The sequence below is a fragment of the Shewanella sp. genome (genome assembly GCF_041630135.1).
Classification (GTDB): Bacteria; Pseudomonadota; Gammaproteobacteria; order Enterobacterales; family Shewanellaceae; genus Shewanella.
The window spans coordinates 54,994-74,938 of the sequence record NZ_JBFKLW010000002.1; the positions used below are offsets into that span (position 1 = coordinate 54,994).

The window sequence follows — 19,945 nt, forward strand, 5'->3', positions numbered from 1 at the left end:
GGCAAGATTAAGCTTTGATCATCTCCAGTATATGCAGTTGATCTGACTTGAGCGCCACTTCAGTTTCAACTCCTGTGGTAAGGGCAAGTTTTTTGGCCAGATGTAGTGGGATTTCGGTGTTGAGCTGCTCTCCTGAACCCAGCACAGTAGCTTCGAGTCGCACTGACTCGCCCAGAGTCAGCAGGGTGTCGATGCGGATATGCAGGATGTTGAAGCTGCGACACAAACGGCCGCTGGCGATGGAATTGAAGCGAATGCCCTGATTGGGAATGACCCAGCGTACCTTCTGGCCTATGCTCACATCCGGCAGGCTGTCGGAGGCAAGCAGTTGTTCACCGAACTTAAGCCAGGTCACGCCTTTCTGCTTATCCTGAGCCACAACATGGGCATCGAAAATATTGCGAAGCCCCATCTGCCGGGCAACAGCCTCCGTGCGCGGCCGGGCAAATACCTGCTGCGGTGCGCCGTGCTGCAACATTTGCCCCTGACTTATCAAAAGCATACTGTCGGCGAGTAACAGCGCTTCATTGAGGTCGTGGGTCACCATGATCACCGGAATATTGAGCTCGGCTTTAAGCCTGGCCAATTCCAGATACAGTCGCTCGCGGGTCTCTCTGTCGACCGCCGAAAAGGGCTCGTCCAGCAGCAGTACCTTCGGCTCCCGCGCCAGCGCCCGTGCCAGAGCCACCCGCTGCTTCTGGCCACCGGAAAGCTCCCCTGGCAGCCGGTCGGTGAGGCCGTGCAGGTTGACCTTTTCCAATGCCGCCAATGCTCTTGGCATGCGTTCGGCCTTAGGCAAATGATCCAGTCCGGCGACGATATTGCCAAGGGCAGAGAGTTTGGGGAATAACCCAAAGTGCTGGGGTACAAAACCTATATGGCGAGCCTGTGGGCTGAGATGACGATGCGTCTTGTCATCAAACCACACGGTATTTCCGCAGCGGATTTCGCCGGACTCGGGTCTGGCAAGGCCGGCAATCATCCGCAGCAGGGTGGTCTTGCCGCCACCGGAGGGACCGACCACCGCCAGAAACTCCCCTGCACGGCAGCAAAACTCAGCTTCGATACGAATGCCGTGTTGTTGAAGAATGCGTACGTGCAAATCAGTGGCCGCGGCCATGGCTGCCTCCCATGCGGCGCGACAAACTGGTGGTCAGCGCCAGCGCGCTTATTGCAAACAGCAGCAAAATAAGCGACATGGCACCGGCAGAGTCAAAATCAAACGCCTGCACACTGTCGTAAATGGCAATGGAGATGGTTTTGGTTTCGCCGCTGATATTACCGCCCATCATCAGCACCACGCCGAATTCACCGAGCACGTGGGAGAAGGTAAGCACCAGCGCTGTCACCAGCCCGGGCCAGATCATCGGCAGTTCGATGCGGGTCAGAATGTTAAACCGGCTCATGCCGCAGCAGGCGGCGGCGTCGCGCACATCCATGGGTATGGCTTCAAAGGCGCGCTGAATGGGCTGAATCGCAAAGGGAATATTCACCAGCACCGAGGCCAGCACAAGGCCGGAGAAGTGAAATACCAGCTCAATGCCGAAGGTGTCTCTCAGCCACACCCCCAGTACGCTTTGGCTGCCAAAACTGACCAGCAGGTAATAACCCACCACGGTGGGCGGCAGCACCAGCGGCACCATGATCAGCGCTTCAATCAGGCTCTTACCACGGAACTGGCGGTAAGCCAGCATGCGCGCTGCCAGAATCGATAACGGCAGCAGAATAAGCACTGTCACCAGTGCCAGCTTGCCTGAGAGCCAAAGCGCCTGCCAATCCATCAGTGACCGGCCTCCAGCGCAGATTCCTTTGTCGGCAGTGAGAAGCCGTAGTCAGCAAAAACAGCGCGGGCTTTGTCGCCCTGAAGGAAGGTATACAGTTCCCGGGTGGCAGCGGATGCCTTGGGCAGCAGCACCATCCGCTGGGCCAGTGGCGCATGTCTGTCTTCTGGAATGGCCACATAATTGGCGCGGGCAATAAACTGAGGAGTCTTGGCGAGCGACAGCGCCACCAGACCGCCCTGGGCTGAGCCTGAAATAGCGAATTGTGCCGCCTGAGACACGTTTTCGCCTAACACCACTTTGTTTTTTAAATCATCCCATAGGCCGGCAGTCTGCAACAGTTCGCGGCCGCGTTCGCCATAAGGTGCCAGCTCGGGGTTTGCCAGCGCAAAGCGGCGTAGCTCACCGGAAGCGACCAGCGCCCTCAGGCCGTTCAGGTTGTCATCAAGCTTCAGCGGTGAGCCCTTGGCCGCCACCAGAGCCAATCGGCCGTAGGCATAGATATCGCCGTCGTTTTGTGTCACGCCGGTTTGGTGCAGGTGAGTTACATAGCGCTCGTCTGCCGATAGAAACAGCTCGAATGGGGCGCCATGGCGAATTTGCGAGGCAAAGTTGCCCGATGAGCCATAACTGACCCTGAGCTTGTGGCCGCTGTCTGTTTCAAACTGACGGGCAATCTCTTCCATGGCGAATTTGATATTGGCCGCTGCCGCGACTGTAATGGTATCGGCCATGGTGATCAGCGGCGCCAGCAGGCTGGTCAGCAATAACAACAGGCGCGGCAGCATGAATTACTTCTCCCAGGCCTTGGCGGCCTGTTCGTCGGCATCGCGCGCTTCGACCCAGCCCTGACCCTTGTCGCTGCTCTCCAGTTTCCAGAAGGGCGCCTTGGTCTTTAAGAAATCAATCAGAAACTCGCAGGCGGCAAAAGCAGCTTTTCGGTGGGCACTGCTGACACCGATAAACACGATTTGCTCGCCAAGGTGCATGGTGCCAACGCGGTGGATGATGGTCAGGTGATTGAGCGGCCAGCGGCCTCGGGCCTCGGTGGCAATTTGTTCCAGCACCTTTTCGGTCATGCCGGGGTAGTGCTCCAGAGTCAGGTCACTGATGTGATTGCCTTCGTTGAAGTCGCGCACCTTGCCGACGAAGGTGACCACGGCGCCATCCTGATGGTCGGCGGCAATGCGTTGGTATTCCTCGGGTACGTTGAAATCGGCGCTTTGCACCAGAATGCGGTTCGTGCTCATATCAGCCTCCGGTCACGGGCGGAAAGAAAGCCACTTCGTCGCCGTCGCTGATTTTGGTATCCCAGTGGCACAGGGTCTGATTCACTGCAACCAGCAGCTTGTCCGAGGCAAGCACCTTGCCCCACTTGTCGCTGCGTTCGGCCAGGGTCTGGCGCAGGGCATCGGCGGTGGCTGTATTGCTGCCCGCTTCAATGCTCAGAGAAGACTCACCCAAAAGCTCGCGCACCTGCGCAAAAAAAAGCACGTTAATCATAAAATTACACCTTTATCTCTTAGGCCGGAAACGGTTATACCTTGAAGTGGCCGGACTTGCCGCCACGTTTTTCCAGAAGGCGCACCTGGCCTATCACCATGTCTTTTTGCACCGCTTTGCACATATCGTAAATGGTCAGCGCCGCTACTGAGGCAGCAGTGAGGGCCTCCATTTCAACCCCGGTTTTGCCCGACAGCTTACACAGGCTGGTGATGCGCACCCGGTTTTGCTCAACCTCGGGTTCCAGTTCCACTTCCACTTTGGTCAGCGCCAGCGGGTGGCAAAGGGGAATTAAATCAGAGGTTTTCTTGGCAGCCATAATGCCGGCGATGCGGGCGGTGGCGAATACATCGCCCTTGTGATGCTTGCCTGAGAGGATCATCTCCAGGGTTTCGGGTGCCATCTCGATATAGGCCTCAGCGCGGGCTTCGCGCTCAGTCACCGACTTGTCGGTCACATCCACCATATGGGCGTTGCCCGCGTCATTGATATGGGTAAAAGAACTCATGGACTGGCTTACTCCTGGGTGGGGGCTTTTAAGTGAGCAACAAAGTTACAGGGGCGGTGGCGGGCATCAAGCTGCTGTTTGATGATGCCGTTCCAGCCGGTACGGCAGGCGCCGGTGGAACCGGGCAGGCAGAAGATGGCGGTACCGTTTGCTACACCGCCAATGGCACGGGACTGCACGGTTGAGGTGCCCAGTTCCACAAAGCTTAAATGGCGGAACAGCTCGCCAAAGCCTTCGATGGGTTTATCGAATAGCGGCGCTACGGCATCCGGGGTGTTGTCGCGGCCAGAGAAACCTGTGCCGCCGGTGCTGATAATTACCTGCACATCCGGGTCGGCAATCCAGGCGGACATTACTGCTCGGATTTGGTACTTGTCGTCTTTGATGATGCGTTTTTCTGCCAAAATATGGCCGGTTTCAGTGAGCGCATCGGCCAGAAATGTGCCTGATGTGTCAGTGGTTTCGTCGCGGGTGTCTGACAGGGTCAGTACGGCAATCTTGAGGGGTTTGAACTCGCTTTCGCGGCAGTGTCCCATGGTGTCTCCTTTAATACGCACCCAGGTGTTTCCACCTGAGGTGCACATCACAGATATTGGTCAGTTACAGCAGTGGGCGATGCTATCGGGGCTTAGCCGCCGATGGAGGCCAGATGTTGGGTGACGCCTGTAACGCCCTGGTGCAGAAAGTGGGTTTCTTTTTTCAGATTCAGCTGGCCTTCGAGCCGCTCAAGCAGCGCCGGGCGCTGATCGGGGCTTTGCAGCAAATCACGTAAATCCATTCCCTGCTCGGTAAAGAGGCACAAATGCAACTTGCCTTTGGCCGAAACTCGCAGGCGGTTGCAACTGGCACAGAAGTTCTTTTCATAGGGCATGATAAGCCCGATGCGGCCACGATAGTCACTGTGGCTGAAGTTTTGCGCCGGGCCATCCTCGGCACTGCGGGCATCCAACTGCCAGCCATCGGCAAGCAGTTTGTCGCGAATATCGCTGCCGGGCAGATGGTGAGCCTGGAAATAATCGCGGCCAAGGCCGGTTTCCATCAGTTCGATAAAGCGTAAATCGATAGGGGTGTGCTTAATCCAGTGCAGAAAGCGCGGCAGATCTTTATCGTTCAGACCCTTGAGCAGCACGGCGTTGATTTTCACCCGCTCAAAACCTGCTTCCAGGGCAGCATCGATACCCCGCATCACACTATCAAACTTATTCTCGCCGGTGATTTGATAAAACATCCGTGGATCCAGGCTGTCCACCGACACATTGATGCGGCGAAGGCCGGCATCAAACCACTCTTTGGCGTGTTTTTCGAGGCGATAGCCATTGGTGGTGGTGGCGATGGTGCTGATGGCCGGATTATCGGCAATCACCCTGATGATGTCGGTAAAGTCTTTGCGCAGCGTGGGTTCGCCGCCGGTAATGCGCACCTTACGGGTTCCGGCATCGGCAAAAGCGCCAATGAGATGTTCAATCTCGCTTAACGTTAAAAAGCTCGGCTTGCCGTCGGGATGATAGCCATCGGGCAGGCAATAGCTGCATTTGAAGTTGCAAACGTCAGTTACTGACATCCGCAAATAGTGAAATTTACGACCAAAGTTGTCTTGTAGTTGAGACATGATCACCTTTCCAAGTATCGGGAGGTGAAGTCATTTCTGAATCCACCCCGGTGGCACCGCGCCACGGCTCAAACACCATATCTGCAGACTTAGGTGAAGGAGCTCGGAGAACCGTCAATGGCCGATTATAGGCGCAAAGATGCGTCCGGCTATACCTCTAAACGTGTATTTGTTGGTCTGGATCAATTTGCCGTTAACAATTTGTGACGCCGCTCACTCAGAATATGGCAATCTATTACACTGCTGTTGGTGGCTCTCCACTGTGCCTGAGAGTGGTTTTCGGGTAAGGTGGAGGACTTACAGAATATAAAACACCCGTTTACATCGGGGGAACAAGCTTAGGAATGAGGTGAAAGATGGAACGCGAATTCATGGAGTTCGATGTTGTTATCGTGGGTGCGGGTCCTGCCGGTTTGGCAACGGCATGCCGTTTGATGCAAATCAGTCGTGATGCCGACAAGGAGCTGACCGTTTGTGTGGTCGAAAAAGGCTCTGAAGTGGGGGCACACATTCTGTCTGGTGCTGTGTTTGAACCAAAAGTACTCGATGAACTTTTCCCTGACTGGCGTGAAGCAGGCGCACCGTTAAATACGGCGGTAACCCATGATGAAATCCATCTGCTCAAGTCGGCGTCTTCCGCCAGGTTGATGCCAAATGGCCTCATCCCCAAGACCATGCACAACGAAGGTAATTACATCATCAGTGTGGGTAATCTGGTGCGCTGGCTCGGTGGCCGTGCCGAAGAGCTTGGTGTGGAAATTTTCCCCGGTTTTGCCGCCAGTGACCTGCTTTATCACGAAGATGGCAGCGTTAAAGGGATTCTGATTGGTGACATGGGCGTTGGCGCCGATGGTGAGCCCAAAGACAGCTTTATGCCCGGTATGGAGCTGCATGCCAAGTACACGGTATTTGCCGAAGGTTGCCGTGGTCATCTTGGCAAACAGCTGATTGAAAAATTCCATCTTGATAACGGCAAAACTGCCCAGCACTACGGTATAGGCTTTAAAGAGCTGTGGAAGGTGCCGGGAGACAAACATACCCCTGGTCTGGTAGTGCACACCGGCGGCTGGCCGCTGACTGAGTCAGGTTCCTCCGGTGGTGGCTTCCTGTACCATATGGAAGACAATCAGGTGGTTGTGGGCTTGATTATCGACCTTAACTACCAGAATCCCCATTTAAGTCCTTTTGATGAGTTCCAACGCTACAAAACCCATCCGCTTGTTGCCCAATATCTCGAAGGTGGTGAGCGTATTTCATACGGTGCCCGCGCTATTACCAAGGGCGGTTTGAATTCGCTGCCTAAAATGAGTTTCCCCGGTGGCCTGGTGCTGGGCTGTGATGCAGGTACCCTCAACTTCGCCAAGATTAAGGGCACCCATACCGCGATGAAGAGCGGCATGCTGGCGGCTGAGACCCTGGCCGAAGCCCTGTTTGCCGGTGTAGACGGTGGTAAGGATCTTGACTGTTATCAGACCCGCTTTGAGCAGAGCTGGCTGGGTGACGAGCTGCACCGCTCACGTAACTTTGGTCCGGCAATGCACAAGTTCGGTACCTTCCTTGGTGGTGCGTTCAATTTCATCGATCAAAACCTGTTCGGCGGCAAGCTGCCGTTTACCTTGCGTGATGACAAGCCGGATTATGCCCAGATGGGGCTGGCCAGCGAGCACAGCAAAATCGAGTATCCCAAGCCCGATGGTAAGCTGAGCTTTGACAAACTCTCGTCTGTGTACCTGTCTAACACTTACCATGAAGAAGATCAGCCCTGCCATTTGCGTCTCAAAGATGAGCGTATTCCGCTGGCGGTGAATCTGGCTAAGTTTGATGAACCTGCCCAGCGCTACTGTCCGGCCGGCGTGTATGAGGTGGTGGAAGATGCCGGTGAGCAGAAGTTTGTGATCAACAGTCAGAACTGCATCCACTGCAAAACCTGCGATATCAAGGATCCGAGCCAGAACATTACCTGGGTGACCCCGGAAGGTGCCGGTGGCCCCAATTATCCCAATATGTAAGCTCCTGTAATCAGATATATAAAAAGCCAGCATTTTTTAATGCTGGCTTTTTTTGGTTATTGCGCACTGGTGGCTTTTTCGCCATAATTTGGCAATAAAAGATATAAAATCAAGCTTCTGTCTCTCCTTTAGCCCGCTTCGTCTTAGCGGCCATTACATTATTGCGTCAATAGCTCTTTTTACCCTGAAGTTCAGGCAGAACATGCCATTTGGGTTAATACTGCTATCGAGTGTCTGATAATGGATCCCCCGACAACCAGGAAGAGTAAGACCATGACATTGAACTTGCTTACCATTAAACAAAAGATTTTGCTGACAGTGACGTTGGCCGTAATCCTTTCCACAGTGGCAGTGGGAGTGCTGAGCCAGCGCAGTGCCCGGGACGTGGTTGAGCAGCGGATGCTCGGCTCAGAAATGCCAAGTCAATTGTTGAGTATTCGCAATCGACTTGAGAAAGACATTGTGACTCTGATGAATGCGGCAGAGCAGCTTGCCAAGAGCCGGATGTTGTTAAAGTGGCTGGAGGACGGTCGACCTGCGGACGATGAGGCTCGTGTGGTGGAGCAGCTGAAAGACGTCGCCAGGCAATACTCGCTGGTGCAGGCCTCTTATGCGGATCGCCAGAGCGCGGCTTACTACACCCAGGATGGCTTCCTGAGAGTATTGACCCAGGAGCAGGATGGCTGGTTTTTTGGGTATCGCGACAGCGGTCAGGAGCGGATGTTGAACGTCTTCACCGAAGCCAATGGTGAAGTGAAGATGTTTATCAACTATCAGCAACCCAACGGACGAGGTTTGGTCGGACTTGCCAAATCTCTGGATGACATGGTGCGTTTGTTGGGATCCTTTACCATTGAAGAAACCGGTTTTGTATATCTGGTGGATGCCAGCGGTAAAGTTCAGTTACATCAGAATACAGCCAATATTGGGCGGTCCACTCTTTCTTCACTCTACGGCAGTGAAAGTGGCCGTTTGCTGAATCAGTCAGATTTCAGCTTGCTGCGTACAGAAGTTGATGGAGAGTCAAAGCTGGTGGCCAGCAGCTATATCCCGTCTATGCAATGGTATCTGGTAGCGGAAGTTCCTGAATCAGAAGTGTTTGCTTTGTTGGATAACGCAGCGCTTAAAATCTTGTTTTCTACTTTGTTTATTGCGCTGGCCTTTGTAATGCTGGCTGGATATGTTGCTTCCAGCGTCAGCAAACCCATCGCGGCTGTGGCAACTATGTTCCGTGATATTGGAGAAGGTGAAGGTGATTTGCGCCAGCGCCTGCCGGTGGAAGGTAATGACGAACTGACTCAGTTAGCCAGCGGGTTCAATAGCTTTATCAGCAAGATCCAGGACTCAGTGATTGAAGTGGCTCACACGTCAGAGGCTCTGGGCAAGTCAGCCATTGATGTTTCTCATCAGGCACAGCAAACGCTGGAAGACAGCCAGGATCAGAAAGACAGAACCATGCAGGTGGTAACCGCCATTAATGAAATGGGTGCCACAGTCAATGAAATTGCTGCCAATGCGGCGCAGGCGGCTGAGGCGGCCAAAGACGCTGACAAGGCGTCAGGTACCGGCCAGAGCGTTGTTACCCGTGCCAGAGGGACTATCAACCAGCTTTCACAGGATGTGTCGCAGGTAGGTGAAGTTATCGAATCTCTGGCAACCCATACCAAGTCCATCGGCAGTATTCTGGATGTGATCCGGGCTATTTCGGAGCAAACCAACCTGTTGGCTTTGAATGCCGCCATTGAAGCTGCCCGGGCCGGTGAGGCTGGCAGGGGCTTTGCTGTGGTGGCTGATGAAGTAAGGAATCTGGCCTCCCGCACCGCGGCCTCGACCGATGAAGTGCAGGTAATGATTAATAAACTGCAGTCTGAGTCGGCTCGCGCGGTAAGTGCAATGTCTCAGAGTCGCAGCCGTTCTCAGGAAGGGGTGACTGCGGTGGATGAAGCCAGCAATACCCTGAGTGGGATTTCCGACCAAATCGGGCTAATCAGCGATATGAACATTCAGGTAGCTGCGGCTACGGAGGAGCAATCCACCGTAGTTGAGGATATCAACCGTAATGTTACAGAAATCAACGATATTACCCAGCGCACGGCCAGCACTGCACAAGCTGCGGCCAAAGCCAGTCAGGATCTTAATGCTCTTGCCAAAAGGCTTGATCAGCTGGTGGCCCGCTTTAAGGTCTGACGTGAAAAAGAGGCGGTGGAATCTGTGGCGAGCCCCCCTTGCAGGGGGCGTTCGACTGGCGTAACCTTCGCGGGTCTGTCGGAACGTCCGGCGCTTAATTAATGCGCTTTATTTCAGCGCCAAATTAGAGGAAAAACCATGACAGTGATAGCCGTCCCCGAGCTGGAAAGGCCACAAATCAAGTCCCATCATAAGCCACGTCACCTAAAGAAACTGGCGCTTGGTCCCTGGGCTGAAACCTGTATCGAGTTTCGTTTTGAAGCCGATGAGGAAAAATTTGAGCAGCTCGATGAAGTATTGGCGAGTCAGGAGCTGGAAAATGGCTGGGATCTGCTGATTGCTTTTTACAACGAGCGTTACCATGTGTCTGTGAGTTTCTTCTCCGGCCAGGGCAGTGTTGCTGATGTTGCCAATTCGGTCGCTGAAAGCATTCGCAAGGTGTTTGGTGATTTGCCGCTGACCATCTACGCTGGCGACGCCAACTACGGTGATTGGGATACGACCTACGTCGACTAACATTGCCTTACAATCCAAAACGCCCGCATTGTCGGGCGTTTTTGTTTTTACCGATGCGCAGTGAATGAATCTGCAAGGCATGGGATAGCTGCAGCGGTGCACTTTCTTGTTCCGGGAGTTACTGCAGATAGCCTATTTGGGCCCCTGCCGGGGCGTCAGACTTACGGTGTCGCGCCATGCTGCCAGGTTTGCCTCGATGGACGCTGTGTGAAGCTCCAGTTCAAAGCCCTGCCAGGGTGGCGCATCAAGGTGCTGACAGCGAGAGAAGCCCAGTTTGGTGAGCAGATAACTGGAGGCGTCGTTTTCCTCCATGGCCCGTGCTACCAACCGGAGTAAGCCGTACCTGTCATTGGCAAGCAGTATCGCGGCGCACGCCGCTTCGAAGGCCAGCCCCTTGCCCCAGTGGCATCGCATCAGGCGAAAGCCCAAATCCACGTCACCGCCGAGGTGCTGTTTCAGCCCGCAAAATCCGATAAAATCGCCGTTAAAATGCAGCGCCCAGCGGCCAAGGCCATAGCGCTGATACTGGTCGTATTGGCGGATAAAACCACGGGCGGCATCCAGATTGGCAAAGGCGGTGTCGCCAGTGTACTTAAGGACTTCAGGATCTTGATTCAGCCTGAAAAAGCCAGTAGCATCGGCGTCGCAAAACTCGCTCAGGCTAAGTCGTGCTGTGGTGGCTATCAGCGTCATGGGTTGCTCAGTACCACCCGATTGCGACCACCTTCCTTTGCCTGATACAGCGCTGTGTCGGCGCGTTTTATCAGCTGATCGGCAGACTCATGATACTGGAATTGAGCCACACCCAGGCTAATGTTGACCCGAATATCGTGCCCATTGACTCTGAGCTGACGATCGGCAACCCGTTTTCTGAGCTGCTCGGCACGTTCACTGGCGATTATCATATCGTTTGGGATCATAAGCAGGAACTCTTCTCCTCCCCAGCGGCACAGCAATTCATCTTCTGCCAGGTCTCTACCCAACATATTTGAGACCGTTTTCAGCACTAAATCGCCCATACTGTGGCCATAGCTATCGTTAATTTGTTTGAAATGGTCTATGTCAATCAGGATGGCGCTTATCGAGGTAGAATGAGTCTTTGCCTGCTGCAGAGCCTGTTCAAACTGATCTTCGAATATCTGCCGGTTCGCCGCACCGGTGAGCTTATCAACCGAAGCCATATGTTCCAGCCGTCGCTGATACCTGCCAAGGGTCATATTGGCGATAAACAGCACCCCGGTGACAACTAACAGGCTTAATCCCATGTTCATCCAGAAAGTACTGAGCAAAGCACGTTCAGCTTGAGCTTCTTCTTGTTCTACCAGTAAGTACCATTTGAACTCGGGCACCAGACGGCTGTTGATGTATACCGTCTTGCCTGCCCGCTCGTATGTAAAGGCGCCACTAGGCGTAGTGAGTATGCGGGTGGCAAGTTTATCCAGCCCGGGCGTGTGCTGCAGGCTGTCTGCGCCAACAAAGCCTGTACCGTTCAGGGTTATCTTGCCTTCCCTGTCGGCAAAATACACCACCCGGTTATAGCGCTTCTGATAAAGTTCTATCAGGAATTTTACTTTTTCCACTGCCAGCCCTACGCCGGTAATGCCGATAAAATTTCCTTCAAAATCTGATACTTTGTAGTTCACGAACACAGTGGTTTTACTGCGATCGGCGGTATCAGTGTCGATATTGATTTCGTATTGTTCTATTTCCGGTAATGACCTTACCCTGAAATACCAACTGTCGGCCGGGTCAGCGTCCTTGATTTGTTTCAGGACCCCACTGGAGTGGTAGTAATTGCGGCTTTGCTCCGACACAAAAAAGCTGGTGACTGTACCGTATCTTTCCTGGATCTCTTTCAGATAACGCACCAGGCGCTCAGGATCCGTTTCGTTGTTGAGTGTCCATTCCCGGACAAAGGTATCTTGTGCCATCAGGGATGAGATGAAGATGGGGGTCAACAGATCCTGCTGTATTTCAGAGTAAATATTGTCGCTGGTCAGGGGCAGGGTATTTTCTTCCACCTGTTGGATCAGTGAGTCATGGGCAACTTTGTAGCTGATGCCACTGGTTGCAAGAAAGGCGCTGATAAGCAGAAAGGACAGCACCCAAATAAACCGCTTCTTGTCGCTCCAGGCGTTACCGGTCATGGCCTGAGCCCCATTTTGTTACTGTTTTGTTTAAAATCCTAATGCAATGTAGACCGTTCGGCCAGCGGTTGGTTATAAAAAAAGCCCCGTTCGGGGACGGGGCGACATAACGAGCAAACAACTGACAAATGGGAAAGTCAGGCAAGGCAAACTTAATTCATGCGTCTCACAAAAGTCAGACTAACCTTTCGGGATTACAGTTGTATGACATGCATCTTTTTCATCTAAATATGTTTTCAGAGCGTCGCCCGGTGTTGAGCTTTCACTTTGAACGGCAAAGGCGCCCCAGATGGCTGCTTCTTTCATTGCCTGTGCCAAGGTCATGCCGGATAAAAGTCCATGGATTAGGCCTGCGGCATATACATCGCCGGCACCTGTGGTATCCACAACTTCAGCTGGCTGGGCGGCGACCTTAATAACACCGTCAGCGCTGTAGGCCTTTGCGCCCTTGGCGCCATCGGTCACGATAAAATGGCGCAGGCTGTCACCGGCGATGCTTCTGGCATAATCCCACAGCTCGCCTTCAGCGCGCCCTGCAAGATCTGAGCTGGAAGTTATCAGGACATGACAGGGACGCTGGCGTTCATCCTTAGCCAATTGACTGACCACCAAACATTGTTCCAGTGCTGTTTTGGCCCAGCTCACGGCACCTTCGGCGGATGAATTGATATAGAGCGCGTCCCATCGACGCCAATTGGGTGGTGCAGGCAGTTCAAATACAGGACGCTGGGGGCGAATTATGGTGCGGTCGCCATTGGGGGTCATCATCAGCAACATTTCACAGGTATTACCCGGGCGGCGCTGAATAAGGTGACAATCTATCCCTGCGGTACTGGTTTCTGCCAGCAGCCAGTCGCCTATATCGTCACGACCAACCTGGCTGACCAGGGCAACTCTGTGCCCTGCCCACACTAGTCCCAGACCTGTATTGGCACCGCCACCGCCAAGGCGCTGCCCACCGTCTCGGTAGTGAAATCGGCCACCACTCGCAAGCGGCTTATCCAGCAGTAAAATGCGATCACAGTTTAAATTGGCTACCAGAAGTATATTGGCCATGGGCAAAATCCCGAAAAAACGATATAGCGGATGTTACCCGTCAACCAGGAATTCGGGTAGGTACTCGATCAACAGTTGCGGAATTTATTGGCACATTTCCCCCATCCACTCATGCCGCTAATCTCCCGTAACTCACATGCTGACAATACCCTGGAGCTTGTCTGCACTGAAACTCCACACGGTGTGAATAAGGCCATCGCGTATTTCATAAACTACAGCGACTTCTAATACCTGTTCATTGAGACCTGTGATTTTTTCATGATCAATGACCTTATTACCCAACACCATGCGATTGGTGACTTCGGCGTGCAGGTTTGGCAGACAAAAACGTTCGCGGCGGTAAAACTCGGCAAACTCAACCTTGCCATGCAATACGGGTTCGATTTGTGGTGGCCGGAAAACCGCTATCGAATCATTGAAAAAAGTCAGAAATGCATCGAGGTCATGGGCGTTATAGGCGATGAGCTGTCCTTGCGCCAACTCTTCCGGAGTCATGGTATTTCCTTGTAAATAAGATGAAAAATACTATTCCTCCTGTACTGAAAACTATTTGGAATAGCGTGTTATAAAAAAATTATTAAAAAAGTTTTTGGCTGTCCAGTCAAAGGCGGCTTTCTAAGCTGTTGTTACTTAAGATAATGATAAATTGCACACAATCCATTTCGTCACTTTTTTGACTGGTCAAAAAAACTGCTATTGAAACTGCTGATTTTTTTGAACAAAATTCCACTTGAATGGAAAAAGACACCATTCCCCTGAGTAGCAGTTATTAAATATATTTGAAGGATATTGTCATGAAACGGCAGATATTTTATGCCATTCTCGCGTATGCAGCCTGGCTTACTTACCAGGATATAAATGGCACACTGCAAGACACTAACCTCGATGGTATGCAGCCACAGTTGCGTCAGGCTGTGGCTGGTCAGGTTGGAAATGCCAAAGGCATTGCTGCCTATAGAGCAGAGCCGACTGTAACCGATACCTGTACTGATTCCTACGCCTGTAACGACGGACGAACGGTAAAAGCCCGCGGCGAATAACCGCAGGGGTCACAGGCTCTGTCAGCCGACATTGATGCGACGGCACCCTTGGGTGCCGTTAGTCTTTTACAGGGTTTAATCCCTGATTTTTCTCTGTGTTTGGTTTGGTAAAAAAGGCGTAGCATGGTGGTATACAACCATCCGGAGACTTATATGATTACCAAAGGACAATCCCTTCCAGCCGGTCAGTTGGCCGAATTGACCAACGATGGCATGGTTACCCATGACGTTGCCGCACTGTTTGCAGGCAAAAAAGTTGTCATTTTTGCAGTTCCGGGGGCGTTTACACCTACCTGCTCGGCAGCACATTTGCCCGGCTTTGTGGTATTGGCTGATGATATCAAAGCCAAAGGCGTTGATTTTATTGCCTGCGTATCGGTGAATGATGCTTTCGTGATGAAGGCTTGGGGCGATGCTCAGAATGCATCAGAAATCAGGATGTTGGCTGATGGTGATGGCGGTTTTACCAAGGCGCTGGGGCTGGAAATGGAAACCGGTAGTTTTGGTGGTTTGCGTTCTGCGCGTTACGCCATGGTGGTCGAAGATGGCGTGGTGACCATGCTCAATGTGGAAGCCCCCAAGAGTTTTGAAGTGAGCAAAGCAGAGGTCGTGCTGGCCGCCCTTTAATCAGGCGGTTTGCTGTGTTTCCGGGGCGTCGGCTTAGCACGGACGCCCACTCAGCGAGGTTTCAATGGTGTTTATCTGGGCCGCCACTTCGGCCGCAATGGCCTGGCTCTGACTGACCGCATGGGCTGATTGCTCCATCAGCCGCGACATGGCATGACTGAACGCATCGAGGCTTAGTTGCTGCTCATTGGCATTATTGGCGCCGTCCCCTGCTGTGCTCGCCATGGTTGTGGCCTGTGTCTGCACCGCTTCGGCTGCCGCCAACAACTCGCCTGCCCGAGCCTTTTGGGTGTGAGTTGCCGCATCAATACCATCTACCCGCCCGGATAACTGCTCGCTGGCGTCTTTCAGTTCACTGAGGATTTTTTGGACTTCCTGCAATGAGCTTTGGGTGCGCTGCGACAAACTGCGAACCTCATCGGCCACTACGGCAAAGCCGCGGCCCTGCTCACCGGCCCGCGCCGCTTCGATTGCTGCATTGAGTGCCAACAGATTGGTCTGTTCAGCAATATTGCCAATCACATCTATGATGCCTGAAACCTTGCTAACAGAACTGCTGAGGCAGCCAAGTGCCTGATGGCAATGGTCCACGGCCTCGCGGGTTTCGTCGGTGGCGCGGATCATTGCCTCGGCACCAGCTTGGCTCTGGGCCATTTGCGTTACTGTGGCGTTGGCATCGCCAGCAACCCGATTGGAGCTGTCGCTGACTTCCATTGCCAATATTTTCAGTTCCTCGGTGCGGGACTGGGCTTGACGAACAATCTCACCCGTAGCCTCGGCGCTGCCCGCCATGGCGGCGATACGGCCTCTGAGTAGTTCCAGGGTGATCGAAACGCCGCTGAACTGCTGGCGCTGTGCTTCATCTTCGTCTTCAAAGCGCTTCAGCAGCCGGTTGAAATGACCGGCAATTTGTCCGGTTTCACAGTGGCTTCGCACCTCAAGCTGTTGCCGCTCACCGGCCTCAGTCAGCGTCAAAAATGCATGGTTGAGTCGCTTTAGTGGCGCCACGACCTTGCGTTGCTGCACCACCAGATAACAGCAGGCATACAGTGCCAGCAAGCCCGCCATCGTATACAGCATCAGCTGCATATCCTGCTTGAGCCGATCACTCTGTGCCTGTTGCTGTTCGCCAAGTGCCAGCAGGTTTTGCTCAGTCGCGGCAATGGCACCGAGCAGTGACTCTTGAGTCGCCTGGTTTTCGACCAGCATCTGATGGGTGTTGTCTATTTCCCGGCGGTATCGACTGGCGAGGCTGCTGAGTTCTGCGACCAGGGCTGCACCTTTTTCGCTCGCTTGTGGAGCATCCTGTCCGGGCAACAGGTCTTCTTCCTCCGTTGCTTCATAGAGTCCGAGCAAGGGGATGGCGGCCAGCTGTTGCTGCCATTGTTCAAGGCTGCCAAGGCTGGACTCCAATACCTTTTTTAGCCTGCTGTCACGGCCAATCAGATACGCATCGGTTTGTTGCGCCAAGGCATACACCTGCGGTGGCAGTTCTCCCGAAACCTGCAATAACCCGGTGGCCTTGTCGGGAGCTGTGCTTAGCCCTTCAATGGCGTAACTTGCCAACATGCGGTTGTAATGGAGCAGCTCCGTTTCGGCGTGAGCCAGCAGTTGGCGTGGATTACCCGCTAATTTACCGGCGGCGCGGTATTTGCTGTCGAGGTCAGATTCAAATTGGTTGAGGGTTGCGGCCAACTGGGATGCCTCGGCGGCGGGCAGGGCGGTGAGGGAGGCGTTCATATCCTGTAGCTTGCTACGGGCGGCTTCCAACTGGCTGGCGTCGCCGCTGTTAAGGTAGGACTCCAGCAGGCGCCGCACATCAATAACAAAGTCCTGCTGCAATGCGGCAATCCGATAGCTGTGATCTTCAAGCTGAGCACGCCGCTCACTGGTCCATAACAGGGTGGCGGCCATCAAGCTGGCCAGCACCAACAGCAGTGCCGAAGCGCCTAAAGACAGAGTTGAAATTTTCATCTGGATTCATACAAAAACTGATATTCACCAGCTTATGACGATGAAATGACAATTTGATGAAGGCGGAAATTGGCAATATAGAGGCGGGGATTTATTGAGCCCCGTAAACAATTTCGGCGTTACTCCAATGGTAAATACACACTCGCCCTGAGGCCGCCTTCGACCCGATTACTGAGCTTCACCTTACCTTGATGGCGGTCGATAATCCGCTTAATAATGGCCAGACCCAGACCAGAACCGACGCTTCCCCGTGCAGTGTCTCCTTGAGTGAATGGCTGAAATAATTTGGGAATTTGGTCTGTTGGTATGCCCGGGCCATTATCTTCGACCGTCAGTACCAGATAGTGCTTCTCTAACCGTGTCGAAATTCTCAGCCAGCCACGGCCATATCGAAAGGCGTTTTCCACCAGGTTGCCCAGTACTCTTTTGATCGCGATAACCTGCATGGGTATCTCGACGCATTGTCCCAGTGCCAACTCAATGGTGGCATCCCGTTTGGACTCGGCCTGCGCCAATTCAGTCACCAACTGGTTGAGGTCACCATTTTCCCATACAGCCTCCTGATCCTGGCGGATATAGGCAATAAACTGATTGATAATGGCGTTCATATCATCGATATCGGCCACAATGCCTTCCCGCAGATAGGCGTCTTCATCCACCATCATCTCAGATGCCAGTCGAATCCGGGTCAGCGGGGTACGAAGGTCGTGGGAAATGCCCGCCATCATCAGGGCTCTGTCCTGTTCCAGCATCCGCATGCTGTGAGCCATTTGGTTAAAGGCATGGGTCACTTCCACAATCTCACTGGACCCAGCGGGAGGAATAGCTTCGGGGTATTCCCCCCGGGATACGCCAATTGCAGCTTTTTGCAATTCTTTCAGCGGTTTGCTTTGGCGTCGGGCAAACAACCAACCGCCGGCTACGCTGAGCGCGCCAATTACCATCAGGTAGAGGGTCAGCAGTGACATTTCCAGTTCGTTAAAACTGGATAGGGGCACCCTTATCCAAACGCTGGGCGCTTGCGGCGGCCGGATCCAGATTTGTACCGTTTCCCCCTGAGCAATGCGCACTTCGGCTTTGCCACCCAGATACTCGGACATTTGTTCCGACAGCAGGTTGTAATAGGTCGCGGATTCTATTCCTGCTTCCTTTGCCTGCTTTTGGTTGTAAACCTCCATGCTGCCGTCATGAACCTTCGCATTGAGGGCATCTACCAAGCTGAGGTATTCACGGCCAATCAGGGCATCATCGGCAAACATGAAATTGATTTGGCGGGCAATCAGTTGGTTAATTTGCTGGTAACTGGGTTTGATGACATACAGTGCAACAGACACATAGGAGAAAAGCTGATTGATCAGTAATAAACATCCAATCAGCATCACAGTTTGGCTGAAGGCGCTGCGTGGCAGCAGCCGCTGCCACCAGCGGAGTTTCATCTTGTCACCCGGAAATTACCGACGGGCGCTGCCATCGGGGACAAATACATAACCTAAGCCCCAAACGGTTTGAATGTATCTGGGGTTGGCAGCGTCTTTTTCAATCAGACGACGCAGGCGGGATACCTGCACATCAATAGAGCGCTCAAGCGCTGAGTAGTCACGGCCACGGGCCAGGTTCATCAGTTTATCCCGCGATAAGGGTTCGCGGGGATGAGTGACCAGCACCTTGAGCACGGCAAATTCGCCACTGGTGAGGGAGATGGATTCGTTACCCTGATACATCTCGCGGGTAGCCAGATTGAGAGTGAACTCGCCAAAGCTCACTTCTTCTTCCTGTTGAGCCGGGGCACCCGGGACATCCTGAGTTTGACGGCGCATTACCGCTTTGATGCGGGCCAGTAGCTCCCGGGGATTAAAGGGTTTGGGTAGGTAATCGTCGGCGCCGAGTTCAAGACCAATAATGCGGTCTACTTCGTCGCCCTTGGCGGTAAGCATGATGATGGGCAGCGGGTTACCACTCTGGCGCAAACGGCGGCAGATAGACAAACCGTCTTCACCGGGCAGCATCAGATCCAGCACCATCATGTGGAAGTTTTCCCGCTCAAGTAACCTGTCCATCTGTTCGGCATTGGCCGCCGCACGAACCTGATAGCCCTGTTCAACCAGATAGCGTTCAAGCAACGCACGAAGGCGCATATCATCGTCGACTACCAGAATTTTGGAAGTTTCCTGTCCCATGTATCCTTCCCCTCAAAGTGGCCGCAGCAGCCACAACATACTAACCGAAAAAATGACGGAATATCCTAAATTTAGCCAGTTTAAGTCCAAAAAGCATCTTGGACTTTGTAACATTCGTTGAATGTTTGCGGTACAGAAAAAGTCCAGTCCGTGTGGGTGGCACCGGTGCGCCGGTAAAATCGATGGCTAAACTCAACGCAGTCTGCTGCTACAGACTTGCAAGCGCGGCGGGCTTCTGGAACCCTGTGGGCAGATATCGCATTTAAACAGGTTGTTTTTCATGGCTGAAAAAGCGCATCTCATTACCCGCAAAGGCTGGGAAGCTCTGGATAAGGAGCTTAAATACCTTTGGAAGGAATATCGCCCGGAAATTACCTTGAAGGTGCAGGAGGCCGCCGCCCAGGGCGATCGCTCTGAAAACGCTGACTACACTTACAACAAGCGGCTGCTGCGGCAAATCGACAGTCGGGTGCGTTACCTTATTAAGCGTCTCGAAGTGCTGAAAATTGTCGACTACTCCCCCCAGCAGGAAGGCAAGGTGTTCTTTGGTGCCTGGGTCGAGCTTGAGAACGACGAAGGCAAAATCGTGCGCTATCGCATTGTCGGCAAAGATGAAATTGACACCAAAAAAGGCTACATCACCATAGATTCCCCCATGGCCCGTGCCCTTATTGGCAAACAGGTGGACGATGAGGTATCGGTGCAAACCCCCTCAGGCCGCAAAGAGTGGTATATCAACGTCATCCGCTACCAGCCCTTCGAGCCAGAAGACTAACCCGACAGGCAACAACACCAAGCGGCTTTGGCCGCT

Annotated in this window: 21 protein-coding genes and 1 riboswitch; of the genes, 6 read left to right on the plus strand and 15 right to left on the minus strand. The window is 53.3% G+C overall.

The window, feature by feature from the left end; all coding sequences use genetic code 11:
* Nucleotides 1–7: 7 nt before the first annotated feature.
* The 8 genes from ABYK60_RS00965 to moaA all read right to left on the minus strand — a co-directional run bounded on the left by ABYK60_RS00965 (nucleotide 8) and on the right by moaA (nucleotide 5,401).
* Nucleotides 8–1,120, minus strand: a complete 1,113-nt coding sequence (locus tag ABYK60_RS00965) for an ABC transporter ATP-binding protein (protein ID WP_372869989.1) — start codon at nucleotides 1,118–1,120, stop codon at nucleotides 8–10.
* Entirely contained in the window at nucleotides 1,104–1,781 is a 678-nt protein-coding gene (gene modB / locus ABYK60_RS00970; protein ID WP_372869991.1) for a molybdate ABC transporter permease subunit, read from the minus strand. Before modB ends, ABYK60_RS00965 begins: the two co-directional genes overlap by 17 nt.
* Nucleotides 1,781–2,515 carry a molybdate ABC transporter substrate-binding protein gene (gene modA / locus ABYK60_RS00975; RefSeq protein ID WP_372870120.1) on the minus strand — a complete coding sequence of 245 codons (735 nt, stop codon included), beginning with the start codon at nucleotides 2,513–2,515 and terminating at the stop codon, nucleotides 1,781–1,783. Before modA ends, modB begins: the two co-directional genes overlap by 1 nt.
* A 57-nt stretch (nucleotides 2,516–2,572) precedes the next feature.
* Nucleotides 2,573–3,031, minus strand: coding sequence for a molybdopterin synthase catalytic subunit MoaE (gene moaE, locus ABYK60_RS00980; protein ID WP_372869993.1), 459 nt, complete (start codon nucleotides 3,029–3,031; stop codon nucleotides 2,573–2,575).
* A gap of 1 nt (nucleotide 3,032) precedes the next feature.
* Nucleotides 3,033–3,284 carry a molybdopterin synthase sulfur carrier subunit gene (gene moaD / locus ABYK60_RS00985; RefSeq protein ID WP_372869995.1) on the minus strand — a complete coding sequence of 84 codons (252 nt, stop codon included), beginning with the start codon at nucleotides 3,282–3,284 and terminating at the stop codon, nucleotides 3,033–3,035.
* Between the two features lie 34 nt (nucleotides 3,285–3,318).
* Complete coding sequence (gene moaC / locus ABYK60_RS00990; RefSeq protein ID WP_372869997.1) at nucleotides 3,319–3,792, minus strand: cyclic pyranopterin monophosphate synthase MoaC; 474 nt, start codon at nucleotides 3,790–3,792, stop codon at nucleotides 3,319–3,321.
* Between the two features lie 8 nt (nucleotides 3,793–3,800).
* On the minus strand, nucleotides 3,801–4,328 hold the full coding sequence (gene moaB, locus ABYK60_RS00995; protein WP_372869999.1) for a molybdenum cofactor biosynthesis protein B: 528 nt from the start codon (nucleotides 4,326–4,328) through the stop codon (nucleotides 3,801–3,803).
* 92 nt (nucleotides 4,329–4,420) lie between these two features.
* Complete coding sequence (gene moaA / locus ABYK60_RS01000) at nucleotides 4,421–5,401, minus strand: GTP 3',8-cyclase MoaA (protein WP_372870001.1); 981 nt, start codon at nucleotides 5,399–5,401, stop codon at nucleotides 4,421–4,423.
* A riboswitch (molybdenum cofactor riboswitch) is annotated at nucleotides 5,389–5,522 on the minus strand. It overlaps the preceding gene by 13 nt.
* A gap of 235 nt (nucleotides 5,523–5,757) precedes the next feature.
* Here moaA and ABYK60_RS01005 point away from each other — a divergent pair.
* The 3 genes from ABYK60_RS01005 to ABYK60_RS01015 all read left to right on the plus strand — a co-directional run bounded on the left by ABYK60_RS01005 (nucleotide 5,758) and on the right by ABYK60_RS01015 (nucleotide 10,113).
* A complete protein-coding gene (locus tag ABYK60_RS01005) occupies nucleotides 5,758–7,410 on the plus strand; it encodes an electron transfer flavoprotein-ubiquinone oxidoreductase (RefSeq protein WP_372870003.1) in 1,653 nt (550 codons plus the stop codon).
* Nucleotides 7,411–7,683: 273 nt separating this feature from the next.
* Nucleotides 7,684–9,597, plus strand: coding sequence for a methyl-accepting chemotaxis protein (locus tag ABYK60_RS01010; RefSeq protein WP_372870004.1), 1,914 nt, complete (start codon nucleotides 7,684–7,686; stop codon nucleotides 9,595–9,597).
* A 138-nt stretch (nucleotides 9,598–9,735) separates the two neighbouring features.
* The gene (locus tag ABYK60_RS01015; protein WP_372870006.1) at nucleotides 9,736–10,113 is read left to right on the plus strand and encodes a hypothetical protein; all 378 of its coding nucleotides are present in this window, start codon (nucleotides 9,736–9,738) and stop codon (nucleotides 10,111–10,113) included.
* Nucleotides 10,114–10,245: 132 nt separating this feature from the next.
* Here ABYK60_RS01015 and ABYK60_RS01020 read toward each other — a convergent pair whose 3' ends face one another.
* From ABYK60_RS01020 to ABYK60_RS01035, 4 genes are all read right to left on the minus strand, one after another.
* Nucleotides 10,246–10,806, minus strand: a complete 561-nt coding sequence (locus ABYK60_RS01020; RefSeq protein ID WP_372870008.1) for a GNAT family N-acetyltransferase — start codon at nucleotides 10,804–10,806, stop codon at nucleotides 10,246–10,248.
* A complete protein-coding gene (locus ABYK60_RS01025) occupies nucleotides 10,803–12,260 on the minus strand; it encodes a diguanylate cyclase (protein WP_372870010.1) in 1,458 nt (485 codons plus the stop codon). Before ABYK60_RS01025 ends, ABYK60_RS01020 begins: the two co-directional genes overlap by 4 nt.
* 180 nt (nucleotides 12,261–12,440) lie before the next feature.
* The gene (locus ABYK60_RS01030) at nucleotides 12,441–13,316 is read right to left on the minus strand and encodes a PfkB family carbohydrate kinase (RefSeq protein ID WP_372870012.1); all 876 of its coding nucleotides are present in this window, start codon (nucleotides 13,314–13,316) and stop codon (nucleotides 12,441–12,443) included.
* A gap of 132 nt (nucleotides 13,317–13,448) precedes the next feature.
* Entirely contained in the window at nucleotides 13,449–13,811 is a 363-nt protein-coding gene (locus ABYK60_RS01035; protein ID WP_372870014.1) for a nuclear transport factor 2 family protein, read from the minus strand.
* Nucleotides 13,812–14,110: 299 nt separating this feature from the next.
* Here ABYK60_RS01035 and ABYK60_RS01040 point away from each other — a divergent pair, with 299 nt between their 5' ends.
* Nucleotides 14,111–14,356, plus strand: coding sequence for a hypothetical protein (locus ABYK60_RS01040; protein WP_372870016.1), 246 nt, complete (start codon nucleotides 14,111–14,113; stop codon nucleotides 14,354–14,356).
* Between the two features lie 153 nt (nucleotides 14,357–14,509).
* Nucleotides 14,510–14,983 (plus strand): peroxiredoxin, encoded by a 474-nt coding sequence (locus tag ABYK60_RS01045; protein WP_372870018.1) that lies wholly within the window; start codon nucleotides 14,510–14,512, stop codon nucleotides 14,981–14,983.
* Nucleotides 14,984–15,016: 33 nt separating this feature from the next.
* On the opposite strand, the gene ABYK60_RS01050 is transcribed toward ABYK60_RS01045, so the two are convergent.
* The 3 genes from ABYK60_RS01050 to ompR form a co-directional block, all read right to left on the minus strand.
* Nucleotides 15,017–16,957 (minus strand): methyl-accepting chemotaxis protein, encoded by a 1,941-nt coding sequence (locus ABYK60_RS01050; protein WP_372870020.1) that lies wholly within the window; start codon nucleotides 16,955–16,957, stop codon nucleotides 15,017–15,019.
* A gap of 119 nt (nucleotides 16,958–17,076) precedes the next feature.
* Nucleotides 17,077–18,393, minus strand: a complete 1,317-nt coding sequence (gene envZ, locus ABYK60_RS01055; RefSeq protein ID WP_372870022.1) for a two-component system sensor histidine kinase EnvZ — start codon at nucleotides 18,391–18,393, stop codon at nucleotides 17,077–17,079.
* Between the two features lie 15 nt (nucleotides 18,394–18,408).
* The gene (ompR, locus tag ABYK60_RS01060) at nucleotides 18,409–19,134 is read right to left on the minus strand and encodes a two-component system response regulator OmpR (protein WP_372870024.1); all 726 of its coding nucleotides are present in this window, start codon (nucleotides 19,132–19,134) and stop codon (nucleotides 18,409–18,411) included.
* A 280-nt stretch (nucleotides 19,135–19,414) separates the two neighbouring features.
* On the opposite strand from ompR, the gene greB reads away from it, so the two are divergent.
* On the plus strand, nucleotides 19,415–19,909 hold the full coding sequence (gene greB / locus ABYK60_RS01065) for a transcription elongation factor GreB (protein ID WP_372870026.1): 495 nt from the start codon (nucleotides 19,415–19,417) through the stop codon (nucleotides 19,907–19,909).
* The last annotated feature ends 36 nt before the right edge of the window (nucleotides 19,910–19,945 follow it).

Bases quoted from the DNA above. Each gene is read 5' to 3' on its own strand.
- ABYK60_RS01045 (WP_372870018.1), top strand. From the start codon at position 14,510: ATGATTACCAAAGGACAATCCCTTCCAGCCGGTCAGTTGGCCGAATTG.
- ABYK60_RS01010 (WP_372870004.1), top strand. From the start codon at position 7,684: ATGACATTGAACTTGCTTACCATTAAACAAAAGATTTTGCTGACAGTG.
- ABYK60_RS01030 (WP_372870012.1), bottom strand. From the start codon at position 13,316: ATGGCCAATATACTTCTGGTAGCCAATTTAAACTGTGATCGCATTTTA.
- ABYK60_RS00965 (WP_372869989.1), bottom strand. From the start codon at position 1,120: ATGGCCGCGGCCACTGATTTGCACGTACGCATTCTTCAACAACACGGC.
- moaC (WP_372869997.1), bottom strand. From the start codon at position 3,792: ATGAGTTCTTTTACCCATATCAATGACGCGGGCAACGCCCATATGGTG.
- ABYK60_RS01005 (WP_372870003.1), top strand. From the start codon at position 5,758: ATGGAACGCGAATTCATGGAGTTCGATGTTGTTATCGTGGGTGCGGGT.
- ABYK60_RS01040 (WP_372870016.1), top strand. From the start codon at position 14,111: ATGAAACGGCAGATATTTTATGCCATTCTCGCGTATGCAGCCTGGCTT.
- ABYK60_RS01020 (WP_372870008.1), bottom strand. From the start codon at position 10,806: ATGACGCTGATAGCCACCACAGCACGACTTAGCCTGAGCGAGTTTTGC.
- moaD (WP_372869995.1), bottom strand. From the start codon at position 3,284: ATGATTAACGTGCTTTTTTTTGCGCAGGTGCGCGAGCTTTTGGGTGAG.
- greB (WP_372870026.1), top strand. From the start codon at position 19,415: ATGGCTGAAAAAGCGCATCTCATTACCCGCAAAGGCTGGGAAGCTCTG.
- moaB (WP_372869999.1), bottom strand. From the start codon at position 4,328: ATGGGACACTGCCGCGAAAGCGAGTTCAAACCCCTCAAGATTGCCGTA.
- ABYK60_RS01050 (WP_372870020.1), bottom strand. From the start codon at position 16,957: ATGAAAATTTCAACTCTGTCTTTAGGCGCTTCGGCACTGCTGTTGGTG.
- modA (WP_372870120.1), bottom strand. From the start codon at position 2,515: ATGGCCGATACCATTACAGTCGCGGCAGCGGCCAATATCAAATTCGCC.
- modB (WP_372869991.1), bottom strand. From the start codon at position 1,781: ATGGATTGGCAGGCGCTTTGGCTCTCAGGCAAGCTGGCACTGGTGACA.
- moaE (WP_372869993.1), bottom strand. From the start codon at position 3,031: ATGAGCACGAACCGCATTCTGGTGCAAAGCGCCGATTTCAACGTACCC.
- envZ (WP_372870022.1), bottom strand. From the start codon at position 18,393: ATGAAACTCCGCTGGTGGCAGCGGCTGCTGCCACGCAGCGCCTTCAGC.
- ABYK60_RS01015 (WP_372870006.1), top strand. From the start codon at position 9,736: ATGACAGTGATAGCCGTCCCCGAGCTGGAAAGGCCACAAATCAAGTCC.
- ABYK60_RS01025 (WP_372870010.1), bottom strand. From the start codon at position 12,260: ATGACCGGTAACGCCTGGAGCGACAAGAAGCGGTTTATTTGGGTGCTG.
- ABYK60_RS01035 (WP_372870014.1), bottom strand. From the start codon at position 13,811: ATGACTCCGGAAGAGTTGGCGCAAGGACAGCTCATCGCCTATAACGCC.
- ompR (WP_372870024.1), bottom strand. From the start codon at position 19,134: ATGGGACAGGAAACTTCCAAAATTCTGGTAGTCGACGATGATATGCGC.
- moaA (WP_372870001.1), bottom strand. From the start codon at position 5,401: ATGTCTCAACTACAAGACAACTTTGGTCGTAAATTTCACTATTTGCGG.